Genomic DNA, 21801 nt, shown 5'->3' with positions numbered 1-21801 from the left:
CAAATGAACTTCCAAAACAAAACTGTTATCGTTACCGGTGCAGCGAACGGCATCGGAAAAGGTATAGCCAAAGCATATATCGAAAACGGCGCAAATGTTATCCTTGCAGACCTGGAAGAAGCAGCTGGACAAGCTCTTCAACAAGAACTGGGAGACAAATCGCTGTTTGTTAAGACTGATGTGCGAAAAGAGCACGATATCATCAACCTGATGAATACGACATTGGAGCATTTCAACCAGATTGATATCCTAATCAATAACGCTGGTGTATCCAGGTTCACTCTGCTTTATGAACTCACAGTTGAGGCTTGGGACGATGTTATCAACACGAACCTGCGCAGTGTGTTCCTAGGTTCAAGGGAAGCATCCAAGCATATGAAGCAGCGAGGTGGTTCCATCGTCAACATCGCCTCCACACGCGCAGAAATGTCTGAGCCGAATTCGGAGGCATATGCAGCAACCAAAGGTGGGATAGTCGCGCTTACGCATGCATTGGCGGCATCTTTAAGTGAATTCAATATTACAGTGAACGCCATATCCCCTGGTTGGATTCAGACGGAAAACTATGATGAACTAAGAGAGAAAGACCACTCCCAGCACCTCTCCAACAGAGTGGGAAGACCATCAGATATTGCAAAGGCTTGTCTCTATCTTACTGACAGTGAAAACAACTTTGTGAATGGAGAGAACATAACCATCGATGGCGGCATGACCAGAAAAATGATATACGAGGGTTAATTTATGTACGGGAAAACAGGTGCGGGAGTGGTTGAGCGGGTACGAAAAGATTTGATTCTATATCAAAAGGCTCATCAAAATAAATGGAACCAGTGGCTTCATTATTTTGCTTTCTTATTTGCCTTTCTGGCTTGGGTTTTCTTATTTATAAATGTTTGGGTGACAGTCTGTTTGGCGCTCATGCATTATGTGTTTTCGTGGATTGGTCATTTTTATTTTGAAAAGAATAAGCCAGCATCGTTCAAATATCCGTTGCTTGGGTTTTATGCAGGATTCACGTGGTTTTTTGTACGTAGCTTTGAGCTGATTACGAGAAAAAAAGTACTTTAAAGCGCCCCGAGAGCTAAATTCGAGGCCACTGAAAAAGTACTGAATTTTAGTTCTTGGGTAAACACCGCTGTTGATTTCCGCAAATAGCTTCGCTTATCCAGAGGGCGACCTTGAGCCTCCTCGGGCTGGGCCATGCGGGGTCTCAAGATTGTCGCTACTTCCCTGCAGGAGTCTACGCTATTTGCTCCAATCCACAGCTAGAAACAATTAAAAACAATTCGTTTTCAGTTTTTCAGTGCCATCCTAAATTCTTGAAGCGCTTTTTCACTTGTTATTGAGGTTTCGTATAATTCAGATCCCACTTCACTCCAAAAGGATCTTGTACGCTTCCAAATTTTGCACCCCAGAAGGTGTCTTGAAGCTCCATGAGTACCTTGCCGTTTTCACTAAGGCGTGCGTAGAGCGTGTCGACTTGTTCTTCGCTTTCCATTTCTAGCATTAGAGATACGTTGCTACCTACTTCGACTGTTTGTCCTGGGAAGCAATCGGATGCCATCAGAGTCAGGTTTTCCTTTTCAAAACGTGCATGCATGACAAGGTTGTCGTCTTCAGGTGGAGTCGGGAAGTCCGCTTCGCCAAAGGTCATGATTCCGGTTACTTCCCCTTCAAACACCTCTTTGTAAAATGCAAGAGCTTCTCTTGCATTTCCGTTAAACGATAAATAAGGTACGGCTTGATTCTTCAAGTTCAACACTCCTTTTTTTAGAATATGTACTTACTCTTTCATTATATTTTGGCACTGCTGAAATGTAAAGAACATACGTTCGACAAAAGACGATTTTGTTTTAGTTATTGAAAGCGCATTCTTAAAGTCTTATAATTTAATAAGTCGAAACGTTTCAATAATTAAAGGTTGCTCTCGTAAACTTTGTTGCTTTTTCGTATTTTTAAACCAACCGTTATATTCCTTGCTATCGTGCTCTTTACCTGGCTATCCGGTTAAGTTTTATGCCTATCTTAGAGTTTATAAGCAATGAAAAATCCAAAGGCCGACTTTTTACAAGGTAATAGCAACAATCTTTGAGAAAAGAGCTTAATTAAAAAAGGGGAGTGTGAAAGATGGCTCGTATTCAATGTGATTTTTTTTCGGAAGCATTACAGTGTTCGGCATCCATGACCGTGCTGCTGCCGCAGCCTAACTCACAGATTGGTGTTACCTCTACAACAAAAGGGAAGCAGAAAAAGCATCCCACTCTTTATCTTCTTCATGGCCTGTCGGATGATCATTCCATCTGGACGAGGTTTACATCCATTGAAAGGTATGTGTCTGCCCTTGGCTGGGCGGTTGTGATGCCTACTGCAGGTAGGAGCTTTTATACGGATATGGAATATGGCTATGATTATTACACCTTTGTAAGTGAAGAGGTTCCGAGATTGGCGCAAAGCTTCTTTCCACTATCGGACAAGCGGGAAGAGAACTTTATTGCAGGCCTATCAATGGGAGGGTACGGGGCATTGAAGGTTGCGCTTCGTAATCCTGCCAGATTCGGAGCGGCTGCAAGTATGTCTGGTTCGCTCGATATTGTAGAAAGACTTCCTGCCTTCCCGAGAGATTTTCAGCATATCTTTGGTAACCGTCCTATTGAAGGAAGCGAGGATGATCTGTTTCATTTGGCCACAAAGGTAAATGGACAGAGTCCACGTTTATACCAATGCTGTGGAACGGAGGATCATAATCTTGCTGCAAATAGACGGTTTAGAGACCATTGTTCAGAGCTGGGACTGGATCTTACATATGAAGAGGGACCTGGAGGCCATGATTGGGGCTACTGGGATGAAAATATCCAGAAGGTACTGAATTTCTTTGAGCAGCAAGGATAGGAAGGAAGAGAGTTATAATCCCTTGTCGAATCGATTCTATATATAGGATCGATTTTTTCTTATTCAAATCATAATAATTTCATAAACATGGAAATACAGGAAATCAACTGTAAACCTTGATATAACTAACAAAAACCATACTATTATGCAATTCTATAAACATATTAAATTATTTCGAAAATTACATTGTAATCGTTTACAATACAAAGTATAATAATTTTAGTGAAACGTATCAATTGCAGATTTACAGACAACAGAGGGGTGCTATTATCTACCTTTTTATTTTTACGAACAAATTGAAACGTTTCGATACGTAATTAATACAAACTATAAGGGGTGTATGTGTGATGAAATTGATTAAACCTTGGATCGCCATTTTAGCTTCATTCATGCTTGTTGTCGGTTGCAGCAATTCCAACGATACGGCAAGTGACAGTGAGAAAAGTAGCGGAGATGAAGTGACTGTAACATTTGCCAGCTGGGCACTTGGAACAGAAGAAGATCAAAATATCGAGCGTTTATTGATTGCGGAGTTTGAAGAAAAGTATCCGAACATCAATGTGGAAATTGATGAGTCCATCGCAACAGATGATTGGAACAACTCATTATCTTCTGCGGCAAGTGCAAATGCAATGCCGGATGTGTTCATGCTTTCTCAAGTACCAACAGGTCTAGCGAATGACTGGTTACTTGATATTTCTGAAATGGCGGAAGCAGATGAGGATTTCGCGAAGATCCCTGAAGTAGTAAGAGAATCTGCCACATACAATGAAACAGTTTATGCAATACCTAGCGCACAGCATTTCTTAGGTTATTTTGTAAATAAAGACCTGTATAACCAGGCAAACCAGGATGTACCTGAATATGGGCTCTCCATTGACGAATTCACAGAATCTGTACGTTCCATTTCCAATGTGAACAGTGGCGTTGTTGGATTGAACAATCCGTTTGCGATTGTGGACTGGTATCCGTCTTCTGTGAATGAAGAAATTGGCTGGTACACATTCAGTGATGAAGAATACCATCTTGACAGCAATGAATTTATCTCTGGTGTAAACCTTACAAGTAATTTTGTAACAAACGGATATTCTTATGAAAATCTATCTGATGATCAAAAGGCCAACTTCAGTGGTGAACATGCTGGTGAGGTTTGGGCACAAGGCGGCATCGGACTTAACTGGGATGGTACTTGGGCTGTAACGGATTTCTCCACAAATCTTGATTTTGACTGGGATTTTGTTGGGACACCTGGTGGCAGAACGGTTATCGTAAATGATTACATGGGAATCTCCAAATCTACAAAACATGCTGAAGAGGCATTCTTGTTTGCCAAGTGGATGAGCTTTGGTAAAGAAGGTTACTTGAAACGCTTAGATGTAGCGGTAGAAACAGATAAAGCCGTAAACAACCTGCCTGTTATCCAGGATGATGAAGTGTTAGATGCATTCTTCGAGATCCAGGACATCCCTGGGTTGCGTACGGCATATGACAACCTTGAAAACGGTATCATCGAGCCGGTTAAAACGGTTCCTGGCTTCGTACAGTCCAGATGGGAAGCTCCAACAGGAATTGCTATTGGAGAAGAGCCGAATGCAAACATCGCAGCACTGATCGATGCAAGCGTAAGAGGTGAAATCAAAATCGAAGACTATGCCGCACAAATCAATGAACTGGCAAACCAAAAATACCAAGAAGGCAAAGAAGCCATCGGCCAATAACTCTTTGTACTGGTTTTAATGAAAATGAAGTATATCTTGTTTAACCAGTTCCCCCTGCCGATTGCAGTGCAGGGTGGTCGACTCCTGCGGGAGATAGCGGTAGCTTGAGACCCCGCAACGAAGTGAGGAGGCTCAAGCACACGCCCCGCGGAAAGCGACCACCCGGAACGGAAATCGGCAGGGAGTTAAACAGAAACATCTATCTATTTTAAAATAGCTAAACAAGCAAGAAACTGTTGAAGGGGATGTATGATATGAAACGTAAAATGTTGTTCTGGCCACTAATACTGCTTTTACTAATACCAAGCCAAATCGCGTTTGCCGATAAAAAAGATTCTCCTGAGCAAGTGGCCGAACAAGTCATTGAACCTAGCTATCTATCGATCCTGAAACAGTGGAATGAAGTGGGACAGGACAGCACGCAAAATTTCGAGCGTGCTGTCTCGCCCACTGATTTTTTATCCATTTCCGAAAGTGATCTTTTGGCTGAATCAGAAAGCAGGGAGTATGGAAGTCAGGTATATGCTTGGAAGGACCAGCAGGCAGTGACAATCGAGGTTGAAGTGGAAGAGGACGGATTATATGAGCTTGGCTTCGACTATTTTCCGTTAGGAGAAGGAATTGTACCGATTGAAGGTTCCATTCAGGTGAACGGAGAGTTTCCGTACTTTGAAAGTCGACGGATCCTGTTTCCAAAGAATTGGAAAAGTGCTTCAAACGAGTTTGATCAGGACAGATTCGGAGATGAAATCATTCCCGAACAGTTGCCGATTGAAGAGTGGCATTATGTGAAAGCGGAAGATTCCAGCTATCTGCATTCAAGACCGCTGAAGTACCAATTGAAAAAAGGAAAGAACACGATTACCCTTACGAACATACGTGGGGAAATGCTACTTGGCAATATCTATGTAAACAATGTGGGAACGATACCTAATTACCAGGAATACTTAGAACAGAACGATGGAAACCAGGTCAAAGATGCGATGGTCACGATTGAAGCAGAGCATCCGACCGAAAAGAACAGCTCGTATATCAGACCTGTCAACAGACAGGATGCATCCGTTGTCCCTTATAAACGTGATCAGCGTCTATTGAATGCAGTCGGCGGGGAGTCATGGGAAACAAGCGGACAAAGTGCAACATGGGAGATGGGAGTGGAGGAAGATGGCTACTACCAGATTTCGTTAAAAGTTTTACAGGAAAAACAAACAAGCTTCCCAGTCTTCAGAACAGTAATGGTGAATGGGGAAGTGCCATTTGAAGAAGTGGAGAACTATTCTTTTCAGCAGGAAAAAAGCTGGGTGAACGAAACGTTAAGCGATGAGGATGGGAACCCATACTCGTTTTATCTAAAAAAAGGGAAAAATACCCTGACGTTGAAGGTGGATGCATCGCCTGTCAACCGAACCTTGTTTGAAATCAATGAGGTGATGAAGGGCATTGAAGAGCTCTCATTATCTATCAAACAACTAACAGGAAACAGCCAAGATCGCTCGCGCGGTTGGAGAATTACAGAATACCTGCCTGATATTGAGGACAAGCTGACCACTTGGGCGGATAAGCTCGAGAAGGAAAGTGAGTATCTGCTGGAGTTAAGTAAAGGGAAAGAAGCGGTGGAAGTGGTGTCCCTGCAGATTGCGGTGGAACGTCTTCGCGCACTTGCAGAAAAGCCTGATGAAATACCGGCCCGTTTAACTCAGTTGTCAGAGGGTTCAAGCTCTGTCGCACAAGTACTTGGAAATGCAACATTGGATTTGAAAAAACAGCCATTAATAATGGATCGTATATATATTCACGGTGACGAGGAGTTGCCGAGGGCGGAACTGGGATTTTTCGCAAAAGCAAAAGAGTCTGTCCTGAAATTCTTCCATTCCTTCCAGTCGAATACGCTTGCAACAGAAGCGGTCGATGATGATGTGGTGGACATTTGGGTTAACAGGCCGCGTCAATATGTCGAACTGATGCAGAACATGGTCGATCAGAATTTCACACCGCAAACTGGAATTAAAGTTAGATTTTCTATCATGCCATCTGAGCAAAAGCTGATACTTGCAAATGCGGCAAATAGCCAGCCGGATCTAGCGCTTGGAATCAGTAGCTGGCTGCCGTATGAATTGGCAATCCGTGGTGCTGCGTATGATCTAAGGCAGTTTGATGATTTTGATCAGACCTTGGGGCAATTTTCACCGGGAGCATTCCTGCCGATGATCATTGATGATGCGGTATATGGGCTGCCGGAGACACAGGATTTCTTCGTACAGTATTACAGAAAAGATATCATGAATGCACTTGATATTCCGGTTCCTGATACATGGAATGATGTAGTGGATATCCTGCCGGAGCTTCAACGTTTTGGCTTGAACTACTATACACCTATTGCAGGAGCGGTGGCATTTAAACCGTTCCAATCGACATCACCATTCATTTATCAACACCAAGGTGACCTCTATCAGGAGAATGGCCTCGGGACATCAATTGATAGTGATGAAACGGTACGGGGCATCCAGTTTATGACGGACTTGAATACGATCTACAGCACGCCATTGCAGGTGCCGAATTTCTATAATCACTTCCGTTATTCTACGCTACCGATTGGGGTATCAAGCTTCCAGACTTATGTGGAACTGACAGCTGCGGCACCGGAGATTTCCGGTTGGTGGGATATATCCCTTCACCCAGGTGTGGAGCAGGAGGATGGATCGGTTTCGAGATGGGCGACTGGATCGGGACAATCCGGCATGATCTTTGATGGAAGTAAAAATAAGAATGAGGCATGGGAAGTGCTGAAGTGGTGGATGTCGACAGAGACGCAAACAGACTTTGCCACAACCCTGCAAATCACATATGGACCTTCCTACATGTGGAACACGGCCAATCTGAATGCGTTCAAACAGCTTCCTTGGCCGGAGGAGCATAAGGAAATTATTTTGGAACAATGGGAGCACTTAAAAGAGGTTCCAAAAACACCTTACACCTATATGGTCGAACGTGAAATCAGTAATGTGTGGAACCGGGTGGTATTCGATGGCGAAAATACCCGTTCTGCAGTGGACGATGCAGTAGTCACAATCGACCGGGAGATGAGACGTAAGATGGAGGAGTTCGGATATATGAAAGACGGCAAGATTGTTAAGGAATATCCGATTCCGACGATTGAACAAGTAGAAAGCTGGGTGGAAGAAAATGAGGAGTAGCCTTCAAAAGCATGCAAGTACATCTATATTTCTTGCACCATATTTAATCTTCTTCTTTACCTTTATCATCATACCTGTAGTGGTGGCAATGCTTTTGTCATTCACGTATTTCAATGCAATCGAGATGCCGACATTCATTGGTCTTGCCAACTATGTCAGTGTATTGACACAGGATGAAGTCTTTATGCAAAAAGTATTGCCGAATACTTTGATGTTTGCAGTCATCGTCGGGCCGGGGGGATATATTTTATCCTTTATCCTTGCCTGGATGCTTGCACAGATCTCCAGAGTGCCAAGAACGATTCTTGCTTTGATTATCTATTCTCCATCCATGACAGCAGGAATTGCGATGGCTGTTGTATGGACGATTATTTTCAGTGGAGATCAGACTGGTTATCTTAACAGTATTCTCATAACAATCGGAATCATTTTTGAACCGATTCAATGGCTTCAATCACCCGAACACTTGATGACCATCATGATTGTGGTCACCCTTTGGGGGAGCATGGGAGTAGGATTCCTCGCGATGCTCTCAGGTGTATTGAACATCAACAAGGAGATATATGAAGCAGGATACATTGATGGAATAAGAAACAGATTCCAGGAAATCCTCTATATCACCATTCCGTCTATGAAACCGCAGATGCTTTTCGGAGCAGTAATGGCGGTTGTGGGAACATTCCAAGCTGGCGCAATCGGGGTGGCCCTCTCTGGTGCCAACCCGACGCCGCAATATGCAGGTCAACTGATGGTCAACCACTTGGAGGACTATGGGTTTATCCGCTATGAAATGGGATATGCAGCAGCCATTTCTGTACTTTTACTATTATTTGTTTATATATTCTCAAAGATCGCCTGGCGCTTATTCGGAGAGAAGGACTAACGAGCTGAATCTATTAATCTTCTATACGTAAGGAGTGAACGATGTGTCGGCATTTCATGGAACGAAAATAAATCCAGATCGCTTTCACCGAAGCCAGTTGAAGTTTTACGCATTTCTAATACCGTTGGCTGTATTCATGGCCATGCCTATCGTCTTTGTCTTTTCGCATGCTTTTAAGCCGATTGATGAGCTATTCGCTTACCCGCCGCGCTTTTTTGTGCAAAAGCCGACGTTTCAGAACTTCATTGATCTAATGAATAATACAAGTGCATCGGGAGTGCCGATGTCGCGGTATTTGTTCAACAGTATTGCCATCACCCTGATCGTTGTGTTTTTAACCGTTCTGATCAGTACGATGGCGGGATATGCGCTATCCAAAAAGCGTTTCAAATTGAAAAAGACGATTTTTGAAATCAATACGCTTGCCCTGATGTTTGTATCAGCGGCGGTTGTCATTCCAAGATATCTATTAATTGAAAAGATGGGAATGCTCGACACATTCATTGTTCACATCTTCCCGTTGATTGCCATGCCAATCGGCCTCTTCCTTGTCAAACAGTTCATTGATCAGATACCGAATGAACTGATTGAAGCGGCACAGATGGACGGGGCGACAGACTTTCAGATTTTCAGAAAAATCATTATTCCACTTGTGAAGCCAGCAATTGCAACCATTGCCATTCTATCGTTTCAGCTTGTATGGAATAACACCGAAACATCCACATTGTTTGTGGATAATGAGAACTTAAAGACATTTGCCTTCTATATGTCGACCCTGACAGCCACTTCTACAGGTAACACGGTAGCAGGTCAAGGGATGGCAGCGGCGGCGTCACTGATCATGTTTATCCCGAACTTAATCATCTTTATCATATTACAGAGTCAAGTAATGAATACGATGGCACATTCAGGTATCAAGTAGAAGGGGGAGAAAGGAAATGAAGCGCATTTTCATAGGCTTGCTAAGTGTTTGGTTGTTCATACTTTCTCCAGCGCAATCTTCTGCTTCTCTGTCTGTTCCATACAAAACAGAAACTGTATCAACAGAAGGGGATATCATTGAAACACAAACCGCCTATATCCCTGTTGGACTTTTTGGCAGTAATAGTGAGATTGTAAATCCGGAAGATGTATATATCGACAAGGAAAATCATGTCTATGTTGCCGATTCCGGAACAAAAAAGATAACGAAATTTGATGAAAATGGCAGAAAGCTTCTGGAAGTGGGGGAAGGGATCCTTCAGATGCCAACAGGAGTTTATGTCGATGAAGAGCAGCAAATATATGCAGCGGATTATACGAATGAAAAAGTGTATCGCTTCTCACCTGAAGGAGAAATGCTTCAGGAGTATGCAAGACCTGAATCTCCTTTGTTTGGAACGAGAACACCGTATAAGCCGCAAAAAGTGACGGTCGATAAACGTGGAAACCTCTATATCATCGGTGAAGGCTCGACAAACGGGATCATCCAGATCGGACAGGATGGAACCTTCCTTGGATTCTTCGGGGTGAACCGTACCCGTCCTTCCCTGATGTCCATTGTGCAGGATGCCCTGACAACAGACAGTCAGCGTTCGAGCATGTTCATGCGTGTTCCTCCTGCACCGACCAATATTTCCATTGATGAAAAAGGACTAATTTATACAGTTACAGCTGGAACCAGCTTTGAAGTAATCCGCAAACTGAATATTTCAGGAAGCAATATCTTTTGGCCTGATATTTCGGATTCGACCAATTTACGAGATATCACCATAGGACCTCTAGGAAACTTCTTTGTCCTTGAGAACAATGGTCGAATCTATGAGTATGATAGTTTCGGGAATCTGCTTTTCGTCTTCGGTGGAAAAGATGATGGCACAAATCGACTTGGTCTGTTCATGGATCCAACCGGGGTAGCGACAGATAACCTTGGCCGGATTTTTGTCACGGACAGGGAAAGAGGGACCATCCAGCTACTTGAGCCGACGGCATTTGCAGAGATGCTACACGGAGGGATTTCCCTTTACGCGGAAGGGCTTTATATCGAAAGTGAAAAGTATTGGAGTGAAGTGCTCCGCCTGAACTCATCCATCGGACTTGCCCATGCTGCAATGGGGGAAGCCTATTACAAGCAGCAGGAATACGAAAAGGCTCTGGAGTCATTTGAACTTGTCGGACATGTTTATGGCTACTCCGACTCCTTTTGGGAGATTCGTAACCAATGGATGCAGGAAAATTTAAGTTATGTTTTCGCTATATTAATAGGACTGTTTGCGCTACGAGCGTCCCTGCTATATGCAGATAAGAAAAAAGGAATCTTGCAGCCGGTACGAAAAAAGTGGCAAGCATTCAAAAGCAGAAAGCTGTTGAGTGAACTGCTGTTCTTAGGAAAGTTCCTAAGACACCCGATTGACAGCTTCTATTATGTGAAGAGGGTAAGAAAGGTTTCTGTCCTTTCGGCAACGATCCTGTATATCATTTTATATATTGAATATCTGATCATGAATAATTTCACCGGATTCATTTTCAGAGGTGGAACCACCAACGAGCAAATCAATTTCGGATTGGAATTCTTGACGCTCTTCGTGCCTATCATTCTATTCATTGTTGCCAACTATCTAGTATCTACGATCAATGATGGGGAAGGGAAGTTTTCGGACATTTACATAGGAACCATCTACTCTTTGGCTCCTGTTATTCTGTTCATCATTCCCATCACACTCATGTCCAATGTACTGACATTGAATGAGTTGTTCCTATACGTATTTTCCATGCAGGTCATGGTAGGCTGGTCCCTTGTCATCCTGTTTATCATGGTAAAGGAAATCCATGCCTTCGAATTCTTGGAAACCATCCGAAACATTCTGATGACTATTTTCTGTATGATCATCATCGTGCTGGTATGCTTTATCATCTATGTATTAATGGATCAGGTAATCGACTTTGTTACGGCAATCATTCAGGAGGTGATTCTCCGTGTATAAGAAAATTTTTATCCTTTTTCTCATCGCTCTGTTACCGATTCACGCACTTGCTGAATCGCTGACAAACAAAGAAGCAGTAGAAGAGATTGAATTGGAGACAGAGATCGGAGAAGAGACCCTCCGCTTTGATTCCAATCAGTTCACTCAAAAAGAGGAAAAAAACAAGCCGCTTCCAGATGGGACGCTTGAAGGTTTTATAAAAGTGACTGAAAACGAAGAGCTTGCTCTATATGTTCAGGAAGACTCTCTTGCATTGAAAGTTCAAAACAAAGAGACGGGTTACATTTGGAACTCAGGTGTCGATGATTCCGAAAACTACCGCTTGAACAATACCTGGACGGAAATGGTCCAGTCGGCTGTCACCATCGACTACCTCGACAGACGTGGAAATCTGAAAACAGAAAGCATCCTGACAGGTGAATCGAAGCCGGAAATCAAGATCGGGGAGAATGGCTTTACGGCAAACATCGAGTTCCGGAACGCCAGCATTGATGTCCAGTTGACTGTCTCACTTGACGAGGACAATTTGGTAATCGATGTTCCGAGCGAAGGGGTTGAAGACGGAACCTACAACAAGATCGTTTCTATGAAAGTCTACCCGTTCCTTGGTGCTGCTCATATGGACGATATAACAGGATACCTGTTCATTCCAGATGGCAGCGGGGCATTGATGAGATTTGAAAAGAACGCTTTCCGATCTGACACACCTTTTGTCGGGTCCATCTATGGGGAGGACGAAGGTTTTACAAGACCGAAAAGTTCTGAAAATGACTATACGTATCCGACACAAGCCATTTCGGTACCTGTCTATGGAGCGGTTCATGGGGTCAAACAGAACGCTTTTATCACTTCCATCGAAGAAGGACAGAGCTATGGGCGAGTGTTGGCATATCCATCCGGTGCATCGACCGATTTCTATTGGGTCACATCGGAATATCAATACCGTTTCAACTATTTCCAGCCAACAAGCAAAAGCATGGGGGGCTTCAACGTCTACCAGGAGGAAAAAAACGAGTTTGATATCAAACAGAAGGTCATGTTCCTTACAGGAGACGACGCTGATTATGTGGGAATGGCAAAGCGCTATCAAGCACACCTAGAAGATCAGGGAACATTAACACAAAAGGATGACGATACAGTAGATGTTCGTCTTGAATTCCTTGGCGGAGAAACAAAAAAAGGGCTCATTTGGGATTCCGTAGAGCCGATGACAACCCTTGAGGAAATACCAGGCTTCGTGAACGAGCTTCAACGCAATGATGTGGACAAAATGCATGTTGTCTATCGCGGTTGGACCAAAGGTGGACTGACAGGATCACTCCCTCAGAAATTCCCGATTGAAGGTAAGCTTGGAAGTAAAGGGGACCTCGAAGACACGATGAATCAGCTCGGTGAGAGCGATGTCCCGTTCTATCTGCATTCTGATTTTACAAAGGCCTATGACGGAGCAAAAGGATTTTCCGGAAGCAAGGATGTAGCCAAGAAAATCAATGCGCAGCCGATGACCAAAAGGGAATATGGATATGGCAGCTACTACCTGAGTCCATTGAAATCATTGGAGATTGCCAAAAAGGATCTAGCGGATTTCCGGGACCATGGGGTGGAAAACATCGCCCTTGATACAACCGGAAATACACTGTTTTCCGATTTCAATAAGGGGATGACATCTACCAGAAGTGAAATGGTCGAGATCTACCAAGAAATATTTGAACTCTACAAGGACCAAGAGGGGGGATTAACCTTCTACCGTCCGAACAGTTATGCCTGGTCCTATATGGATCGCTATCTGGACATGCCGATGTACTCTTCCAACTATATGTTTGTGACGGATACCGTTCCGTTCCTGCAAATTGTCTTGAAAGGCTACACGCCATATTATGCGAATTTCTCCAATTTCTCGCATAATCCGAAAGAGGAAGTGCTCCGAATGATTGAATTCGGTGCCTACCCATCATTTTATCTGACAAGTGAACCTGCTCAGTTATTGATGAAGACACCATCCAGAGGGTTGTACACGTCAGAGTTTGATACATGGAAGGAAGAAATCATTCATCAGTATGGAATGGTGAAAGAAAGCTTGGGAACAGTGGAGAATAGCAACATCGTTGACCGCGTCGTCCATCAGCAGGGAGTGGCGGAAGTGGTGTATTCCAATGGAGTTTCCATTATCGTCAACTATACCGATGCCGATGCAACGGTTAATGGTACAACAATAGAAGCAACATCATTTGAAGTCACAGAAGGGAGGGATTAAGCATGAAACAGCTATCCATGCGATCAAAGAACAGACTGACAGGATTACTCTTCATCTCACCATGGATTATCGGGTTTCTGATTTTCACCGCTTATCCCCTTTTCTATTCGCTGTACCTGAGCTTTCAGCAGGTGCGGATCACAACAGAAGGCATTCAAACCAAGTTTGTAAAGTTTGATAACTTCCAATATGCCTTTACGGTGGATGCGCTTTTTACCCAGCATCTGCTCACATTTTTGCAGGAGCTCGTATTATCGGTGCCGATCATTATCGTTTTCTCGTTAATCATCGCCCTTCTGCTGAATCAACCAATCCGCTTCCGAAATTTCTTCCGGATGATCTTTTTCCTTCCGGTCATCATTGCGAGTGGACCGGTAATAAACGAGCTGATTGCACAAGGAGTAACGTCCATTCCTTCGATCAAGGATTACGCAGTATTTCAAACGATGCTGTCAGCCGATAATTTTTTCAGTAAAATACTGCTGTATCTGATGGATAATCTCATCATAATCCTATGGTTCTCCGGCGTACAGTTCCTGATTTTCCTAGCAACCCTGCAAAAGATCGACCAGCAAGTGTATGAGGCTGCAAAAATTGATGGCGCATCCAACTGGGAATGCTTCTGGAAAGTGACACTTCCAAGCATCTTCCCTATGATCGTGGTTAATACCGTATACACAATCGTGATGTTCTCCATCTTTTCCTTAAATCCTGTCATTGGACATATTCAAAGCAATATGTTCCAGATCAACACTGGCTTTGGTTATGCCTCTGCCTTATCTTGGATCTACTTCTTACTAATAGCAGCGGCGCTTGCAATATCTGTCGGCCTGCTGACGGTAAGAGGAAAGAAAAAATATGCGTAGAGGGGGTTGGAACCATGGCAAGCGAGTTGCTCACAAATCGCAAGGGTAAAGGGACAGCAATCGGAACAAGGCTAAGAAAGTTCGCATTCGGAATGAAAGGGAATGACGGATTCCTCTTTAAATTTTTCATCTATGGTCTCTTGATCGGAATCGGATTTGTCTACTTATTTCCATTACTTTATATGCTTTCCTACAGTTTGAAAAGCCTGGACGACATCTTGAATCCTTTAGTGAACTGGATTCCGACACAGCTGTATTTGGATAATTATGAAGCGGCATATATCGTATTGAAATTTGTGCCGACCCTGCTTGAAACATTGTATGTAACAGCAATACCAGCGATTGTCCAAACGGCAGTATGTGCGGTAATCGGATATGGGTTTGCGCGGTTCGATTTTCCGTTTAAAAAGACGATGTTCGTACTTGTACTTGCAACATTCGTCATCCCGCCGCAGGTAACAGTCATCCCTCGTTATGTCTTTTTCAACGAGCTTGGTATTCTCGGAAGCATTCAGTCATTCCTGTTGCCAGCATTGCTTGGACAGGGAATCAACAGTGCAATATTCATCCTGATCTTTTATCAGTTCTTTAAAATGATGCCAAAAGCCTTGGAAGAAGCAGCACAGCTTGATGGTGCCGGATATTTGCGAATCTTCCTGACACTTGCGCTTCCAATGGCAGCACCGGCCATAATCATTTCATTCCTTTTCTCCTTTGTGTGGTACTGGAATGAAACGTATTTAGCGGCCATCTACTTCGGTAACTCATTGTCGACACTACCACTTGAACTCCAGAAGTTTGTGGCGACATATCAGCAGATCTACCCACAAAGTGGCGATGCCTCTGAAATCAATGAAGGTATCAACATGGCAGGCACCGTCATGACAATACTACCGTTACTAGTGGTCTATGCTGTCACGCAGCGCTGGTTCGTAGAGGGTGTGGATCGCTCGGGGATTGCTGGGGAATAGGTTAGTAGGGATATCGCCGGAGCCTATCAAAAGTAAACAACAGCCCCAATAGAAACGCCATAGCGGCTTTCTATCGAAATAAATAGAAACGTTTCGAAAAAAACAAGATGTATTCATGCAAAATCACTTATATAATTTGACTATTATGAATAAAAACGTTTCACGAATCAAGAAGGAAACCGAGGAGGTTACCAGAGATGGAAAAAAACATAGAGAATCTTTTGGAACAAATGACAATAGAAGAAAAAATTGCTCAGTTGATGCAATTGGCCACCTTCTTTTATAAAGGTGCAGCAGGTGATGGCCAGATTACAGGGCCCCTTGAAGATATGGGAATCACCAATGAAACCGTACAAAACAGCGGCTCTGTACTTGGAGCCTCGGGAGCATGGGAAGTCCGAAATATCCAAAAGGAGCACCTGGCGGACAACCGCTTGGGCATCCCACTGTTGATGATGGCTGATATTGTTCATGGATTCAAAACCATCTTTCCGGTACCTCTGGCAATCGGTTGTTCTTGGGATGCAGAACTTGCGGAAAAAAGCGCAGAAATTGCTGCTAAGGAAGCCTCCGTGTCCGGTGTCCATGTCACATTTGCACCAATGGTAGACCTTGTGCGCGATCCTCGCTGGGGACGTGTGATGGAGTCAACAGGAGAAGATCCTTACTTGAACAGTGTGTTTACGAAAGCATTTGTGCGAGGCTTCCAAGGAGACGACCTGACAAATGACCAACATCGTGTGGCAGCTTGTGTGAAGCATTTTGCCGCATATGGCGCTCCGGAAGGCGGACGAGATTACAACACGGTGAATATGTCGGAAAGACAGCTTCGTGAATCCTATCTGCCGGCATACAAAGCGGCGCTTGATGAAGGCTGTGAAATGGTCATGACCGCCTTTAATACAGTCGACGGCATACCGGCATCCGGAAACAAGAAACTGATGAGAGACCTCCTTCGCGAGGAATGGGGCTTTGATGGTGTCATGATTTCCGACTGGGGAGCGGTAAAGGAATTAATTCCGCATGGTGTCGCTGAAGACGAAAGAGAAGCGGCGCTCAAAGCGTTGGAGGCAGGAGTCGACATCGAGATGATGACAGCCTGCTATTCCAAAAATTTAAAGGAGTTATTGGAAAGCGGAGAGCTTTCAGAATCTCTGCTTGATGAATCGGTTCAACGTATCCTTGCTTTAAAAAAGAAGCTTGGACTATTTGAAAATCCTTATCGCGGAACGAGCGAAGAGCTGGAAAAAGAGGTCATCATGTCCGAAGAGCACCGCAAAGCTGCCAGGGATCTTGCGGTAAAATCTTGTGTTCTTTTGAAAAATGACGGAGTCCTCCCATTAGAAAGAGAACAGAAGATAGCCCTGATTGGCCCGTTCGCACAAAACGGTGATGTCCTTGGACCATGGTCGTGGCAGGGTTCCAAAGAAGCGGCGGTAAAAGTGCATGACGGACTTCTGATGAAAACGGAAGCTGTGAACATCAAGGTCGCCCAAGGCTCCGACATTGAAAACGTAACGGACGAGCAGCTAACAGAAGCGGTTGCAGCAGCGCAAACAGCAGATGTTATCGTCCTCGCACTTGGTGAGGAATCGGACATGAGCGGGGAAGGCGGCTGCAGAGCGGATATCCGCCTGCCCAAAGCGCAACTGAAGCTTATTGCGGAAATGAAAAAGTTGGACAAACCGATCGTGACGGTCCTTTTTAATGGTCGTCCACTAGATCTTCACGGTGTCATCGATCAGACGGATGCTCTACTTGAAGCCTGGTATCCCGGAACAGAGGCAGGAACGGCCATTGCTGACCTATTATACGGAGATGAGAATCCTTCCGGTAAATTGACGATGTCCTTCCCTTATTCCGTAGGGCAGGTGCCGGTCTACTATAACTGCTTCAACACGGGGCGCCCTCAAGGTGCGGATCCGAAAGAAAGGTACGTAACGCACTACCTGGATATTCCTAATGAGCCGCTTCTACCGTTCGGATTCGGACTGAGCTACTCGAATTATGAATACAGTGAGCTGTCTTTATCTGAGGATGCGATGACATTGGAAAGCACCATAACTGCTTCTGTAAAAGTAACTAACACTGGTGAGCGCGCAGGAGAAGAAACAGTACAATTCTACATTCGCGATTTGGCAGGCGAAATTGTACGTCCCTTAAAAGAATTGAAGGGTTATGAGAAGGTTTGGTTGGAGCCGGGGGAGACGAAGGAAGTATCCTTCATAGTCAATGAGGAAATGCTCCGTTACTATCATTCTGATCTTTCTTTTACAAGCGATAAGGGGACGTTCCAGGCGATGGTCGGGCCGAACAGCAAGGATCTTGAGATAGTTCCTTTTAAACTAGAAAAATAGATTTATGAATTCTAGTCAACACCGCTGTTGATTTCCGCTCAAGTCATTCGCTTTCCGCGGGGCGGTGCTTGAGCCTCATGCCTTGTGCTTCAATCAACAGCTAGAAATTGAAAAAACTATTAAGATATCCACACGCATTTAAATAGATGTTAGTAATATAGCTACTTAAGGAGGACTACTTACCATGCAAACACAAACAGCGAAAAATGCAAAAGTAAACATAGATGCAGGCAACTTCCGCTTCACTTTTTTAAACAGCGGAGATATTTTTGAAGCAACACATAAGGAAATCATGCTCAACCAATGGATGTCCAATCCGGTGGACGGGGCGTTGAACAATCTTTATCTTCGTGTACACGGTGAAGAGGGCATCACAGCCTACCCATTACTTGGCGTAAAATCCGGAAGTACAGTCAGCCACTCCGCAAATGAAATGAAATGGGCGGGGTTCGTTGAAGACATTCGCTACCAAGTAACTTTCCGTTTATCTCAAAAAGGAATCTGGTTCTGGGATGTAACGGTGGACGGTCAAGGCAAGAAGATTGACCTTATTTATGGACAGGATGTCGGTATCGGAAGCAAAGGGTTGATCCGTTCCAATGAATCCTATCTATCTCAATATATCGACCATACGGTTTTCGAAGATTCCGAGAAAGGGTATGTGGTCTGCTCCCGCCAGAACCAGCCGCAGCCAGGTGGTTTCCCATATCTCCAGCAAGGCTCTTTGACAAAAGCTATCGGCTACTCTACAGACGGCTTCCAATTCTTCGGACTGTCCTATAAAGAAACAAACGTGCCGGAAGTGTTGGCAAAAGAAACACTGGCAAACGAAATCTATCAATATGAGTTCGCCTATACGGGATTGCAATCCGAAACAGTAGAATTAGCTGGTGAACAGAACTTCGTATTCTACGGATTGTTTAAAGAAAATCATGCAGAAGCTGTGACTACATTGGAATTTTCAGATGAAGTGGTACTGGCATGGGAAGAAGTAAAAGCTGTTGAGACAGTAAGTGCGGTCGAGCTTGAAAAGGTAAGCATGCACAACAAGGTATCCGGTACAATTTCCGGAGATTCCATGACAAAGGAAGAACTGGATGAATTATTCCCTGTTCGTCACCAGGAAGAAAGGGATGGCGAGACACTCCTTTCCTTTTTCACAGAGACGCATGAACACATCGTTTTAAAAGAAAAAGAGCTGATTGTTGAGCGTCCACACGGCCATATCATCATGTCAGGTAACAACGACAAGATGACAGAAAACGTGTTGACATCGACGTCCTATATGTACGGTATATTCAACTCCCAGCTCGTGGTAGGAAATACTTCCTTCCATAAAATGATGACAAATGCCCGTAATGCGTTAAACGTGATGAAAACTTCAGGGCAGCGTATTTATGTAGAAGTGGAAGGCACATATCAGTTACTGACCATGCCTTCCCTGTTCGAAATCGGCTTCAACTATGCACGCTGGTACTACAAAACAGCCGATGATATGATTGTCATCACGAATTATACAATGGTGGATTCTCCTGAATTGCACTTACACGTGCGATCTGAAAAAGGAATGAGCTACCGCTTCCTGGTAACCAACCAAATCTCCATGAACAACAACGAACTGGATGTTGCATTTGATATGAAGCAGGAAGGCAAAGTGTTATCGTTCTCTGCAGTGGAAGGGTCTGACAGCAAGCATGTGTATCCTGACCTTGCTTACAAGCTGACAGTGGAGGGAGTGGAGTACACGGTTGCAGACGAAACGAAGCTTACGGAAGGAATTGTCCCAGGTACCGCTTCACTAGTAGTGTTGGAGACAGAAGCTGCTTCAGAGTGGAACATGACTGTACACGGTCTGCTGCACGGTGAAGAGCGAGAATTTGTTGCCCGTGACTTTGATCTGGAAACAGACCGTTACCGTGCATTTTTTGAAAAAGTCATGAACGGATTCAAGCTGACATTGGGCGGCGAAAGCAAGGAAGAGCTCGAGAAAATGAACGCCCTTGCTTGGTGGTACACACATAATATGCTTGTCCACTACTCCGTTCCTCATGGATTGGAGCAGTACGGCGGAGCGGCTTGGGGAACGCGTGACGTTTGCCAGGGCCCTACGGAATACTTTATGGCAACACAGAACTACGATAGTGTAAAAGAGATCATCAAGAAGGTCTACTCCCACCAGTACGAGGATACCGGGAACTGGCCGCAATGGTTCATGTTCGACAAGTATTACCACATTCAGCATGACGAAAGCCACGGTGATATCATCGTCTGGCCGTTGAAAGTGTTGAGTGACTATCTGACGATTACGAAAGACTTCTCTATTTTACAAGAGAAAGTTCCTTATACAGTACGTGGTGCGTATCATTTTACGGAATCGACAGCAACTGTGTTCGAGCATGCGAAAAAAGAAATCCAATTCATTAAAGACCACTTCCTGCATGATACATTCCTTTCCTCTTATGGGGACGGAGACTGGGATGATACGCTACAGCCTGCCAATGCGCAACTGAAACAATACATGGTATCAAGCTGGACGGTTTCCTTGACCTACCAAGTGTTGAATACATTGTCTAAAGCTCTCGAGGAGGTTTCTGCTGAGGAAGCGGACGAGCTGCGCGTTCTTGCAAAAGGAATTGAAATAGACTTCAATAAATACATGCTTGGAAATGAAGTCATCCCTGGATTCGTCTACATGGAAGAGCAGGGTAAGCCAGAATTGATGGTTCATCCACAAGATACGAAAACAGGCATCCACTATCGACTGCTTCCGATGACACGCAGTATGATCAGTGAGCTGTTAACACCTGAACAGGCAGAAGATCATTACAATGTCATCAAAGAAAAACTGTTCTGCCCGGATGGTGTCCGTCTGATGAACCGCCCGGCAAACTATGCAGGTGGTGTGAGCACACACTTCAAGCGTGCAGAGCAGGCGGCAAATTTCGGCCGTGAAATCGGACTTCAATATGTTCACGCACATATCCGTTATGTGGAAGCGATGGCCAAGCTCGGTAAAACGGACGAAGTATGGAACGGCCTGAACGTCATCAACCCGATCGGCATTCAGAACGCAGTGCCAAATGCGGAACGCCGTCAAAGCAATGCATACTTCAGTTCTTCCGACGGACAATTCAACAACCGTTATGAAGCGCAGGAGCAGTTCAATAAACTCCGTGACGGTTCTGTAAAAGTGAAAGGCGGCTGGAGAATCTACTCAAGCGGCCCTGGAATCTACATGAACCAGCTGATCTCCAATTGCCTGGGTATCCGCTTCCTTGCTGGTGACCTTGTAGTGGATCCTGTTCTGCCAGCTGAACTCGATGGCCTGAATTTCACGTACAAAGTGAACGGCCATGATGTGAAGTTTGTGTATCATTTAAGTCAGGAAAGCCAAAAAGTACTTGTGAACGACCAACAGGTGGAAGGCGATGCAGTCTCCAACCGCTACCGTGAAGGTGGAATGGTCATCAGCAAGTCAGCTTTGGAAAAACACTTGATTGATGGTGAGAATGTGATTGAGGTTTTTATCTAAGGTACTACGAGAATGCACTGTAGATTGCAGGAGTAAAACAGATCACCTATTTATTTTCATGATAGACTAGAAAAAAATACGGAATACGGCGTCGATGTATAGACGTCGTATTTTTTTGTGACTTAGGAGCCGAAATCGATACTTGAAACTTGAAAACTATAAACTATTGATTAA

At 44.3% G+C, this 21801-nt stretch carries 14 protein-coding genes; 13 read left to right on the top strand and 1 reads right to left on the bottom strand.

From position 1 onward, the window contains the following. Positions 1-3 precede the first annotated feature (3 nt). A complete protein-coding gene (locus AB685_RS07495; protein WP_047969971.1) occupies positions 4-738 on the top strand; it encodes a glucose 1-dehydrogenase in 735 nt (244 codons plus the stop codon). A gap of 3 nt (positions 739-741) precedes the next feature. Continuing rightward, positions 742-1068: a DUF962 domain-containing protein gene (locus AB685_RS07490; RefSeq protein WP_047969970.1), complete on the top strand. Its 327-nt coding sequence runs from the start codon at positions 742-744 to the stop codon at positions 1066-1068. A 271-nt stretch (positions 1069-1339) separates the two neighbouring features. Here AB685_RS07490 and AB685_RS07485 read toward each other — a convergent pair whose 3' ends face one another. Continuing rightward, positions 1340-1753 carry a VOC family protein gene (locus AB685_RS07485; protein WP_047969969.1) on the bottom strand — a complete coding sequence of 138 codons (414 nt, stop codon included), beginning with the start codon at positions 1751-1753 and terminating at the stop codon, positions 1340-1342. Positions 1754-2127: 374 nt separating this feature from the next. Here AB685_RS07485 and AB685_RS07480 point away from each other — a divergent pair, with 374 nt between their 5' ends. The 11 genes from AB685_RS07480 to AB685_RS07430 all read left to right on the top strand — a co-directional run bounded on the left by AB685_RS07480 (position 2128) and on the right by AB685_RS07430 (position 21627). After that, on the top strand, positions 2128-2889 hold the full coding sequence (locus tag AB685_RS07480) for an alpha/beta hydrolase family protein (protein WP_047969968.1): 762 nt from the start codon (positions 2128-2130) through the stop codon (positions 2887-2889). 347 nt (positions 2890-3236) lie between these two features. Then, positions 3237-4607: an extracellular solute-binding protein gene (locus AB685_RS07475; RefSeq protein WP_053073751.1), complete on the top strand. Its 1371-nt coding sequence runs from the start codon at positions 3237-3239 to the stop codon at positions 4605-4607. A 254-nt stretch (positions 4608-4861) separates the two neighbouring features. After that, entirely contained in the window at positions 4862-7801 is a 2940-nt protein-coding gene (locus AB685_RS07470; protein WP_241773261.1) for an extracellular solute-binding protein, read from the top strand. After that, a complete protein-coding gene (locus AB685_RS07465; protein ID WP_047969967.1) occupies positions 7791-8684 on the top strand; it encodes a sugar ABC transporter permease in 894 nt (297 codons plus the stop codon). Before AB685_RS07470 ends, AB685_RS07465 begins: the two co-directional genes overlap by 11 nt. Positions 8685-8727: 43 nt before the next feature. Next, positions 8728-9606 (top strand): carbohydrate ABC transporter permease, encoded by an 879-nt coding sequence (locus AB685_RS07460; protein ID WP_047969966.1) that lies wholly within the window; start codon positions 8728-8730, stop codon positions 9604-9606. 16 nt (positions 9607-9622) lie between these two features. Further along, complete coding sequence (locus AB685_RS07455; RefSeq protein WP_047969965.1) at positions 9623-11647, top strand: YIP1 family protein; 2025 nt, start codon at positions 9623-9625, stop codon at positions 11645-11647. Further along, positions 11640-13901, top strand: coding sequence for a DUF5696 domain-containing protein (locus AB685_RS07450; protein ID WP_047969964.1), 2262 nt, complete (start codon positions 11640-11642; stop codon positions 13899-13901). The genes AB685_RS07455 and AB685_RS07450 overlap by 8 nt, the downstream gene beginning before the upstream one ends. A gap of 2 nt (positions 13902-13903) precedes the next feature. Further along, positions 13904-14767: a sugar ABC transporter permease gene (locus AB685_RS07445; protein WP_047969963.1), complete on the top strand. Its 864-nt coding sequence runs from the start codon at positions 13904-13906 to the stop codon at positions 14765-14767. Positions 14768-14781: 14 nt separating this feature from the next. Beyond that, on the top strand, positions 14782-15738 hold the full coding sequence (locus AB685_RS07440; RefSeq protein ID WP_047969962.1) for a carbohydrate ABC transporter permease: 957 nt from the start codon (positions 14782-14784) through the stop codon (positions 15736-15738). Positions 15739-15935: 197 nt separating this feature from the next. Continuing rightward, positions 15936-18095 carry a beta-glucosidase BglX gene (gene bglX / locus AB685_RS07435; protein WP_047969961.1) on the top strand — a complete coding sequence of 720 codons (2160 nt, stop codon included), beginning with the start codon at positions 15936-15938 and terminating at the stop codon, positions 18093-18095. Positions 18096-18279: 184 nt separating this feature from the next. Then, positions 18280-21627 (top strand): cellobiose phosphorylase, encoded by a 3348-nt coding sequence (locus AB685_RS07430; protein WP_047969960.1) that lies wholly within the window; start codon positions 18280-18282, stop codon positions 21625-21627. The last annotated feature ends 174 nt before the right edge of the window (positions 21628-21801 follow it).

The sequence above is a fragment of the Bacillus sp. LL01 genome (assembly GCF_001037965.1).
Note: the sequence above shows the minus strand (reverse complement) of the source record. Positions and strands in the feature narration are given on the sequence as shown.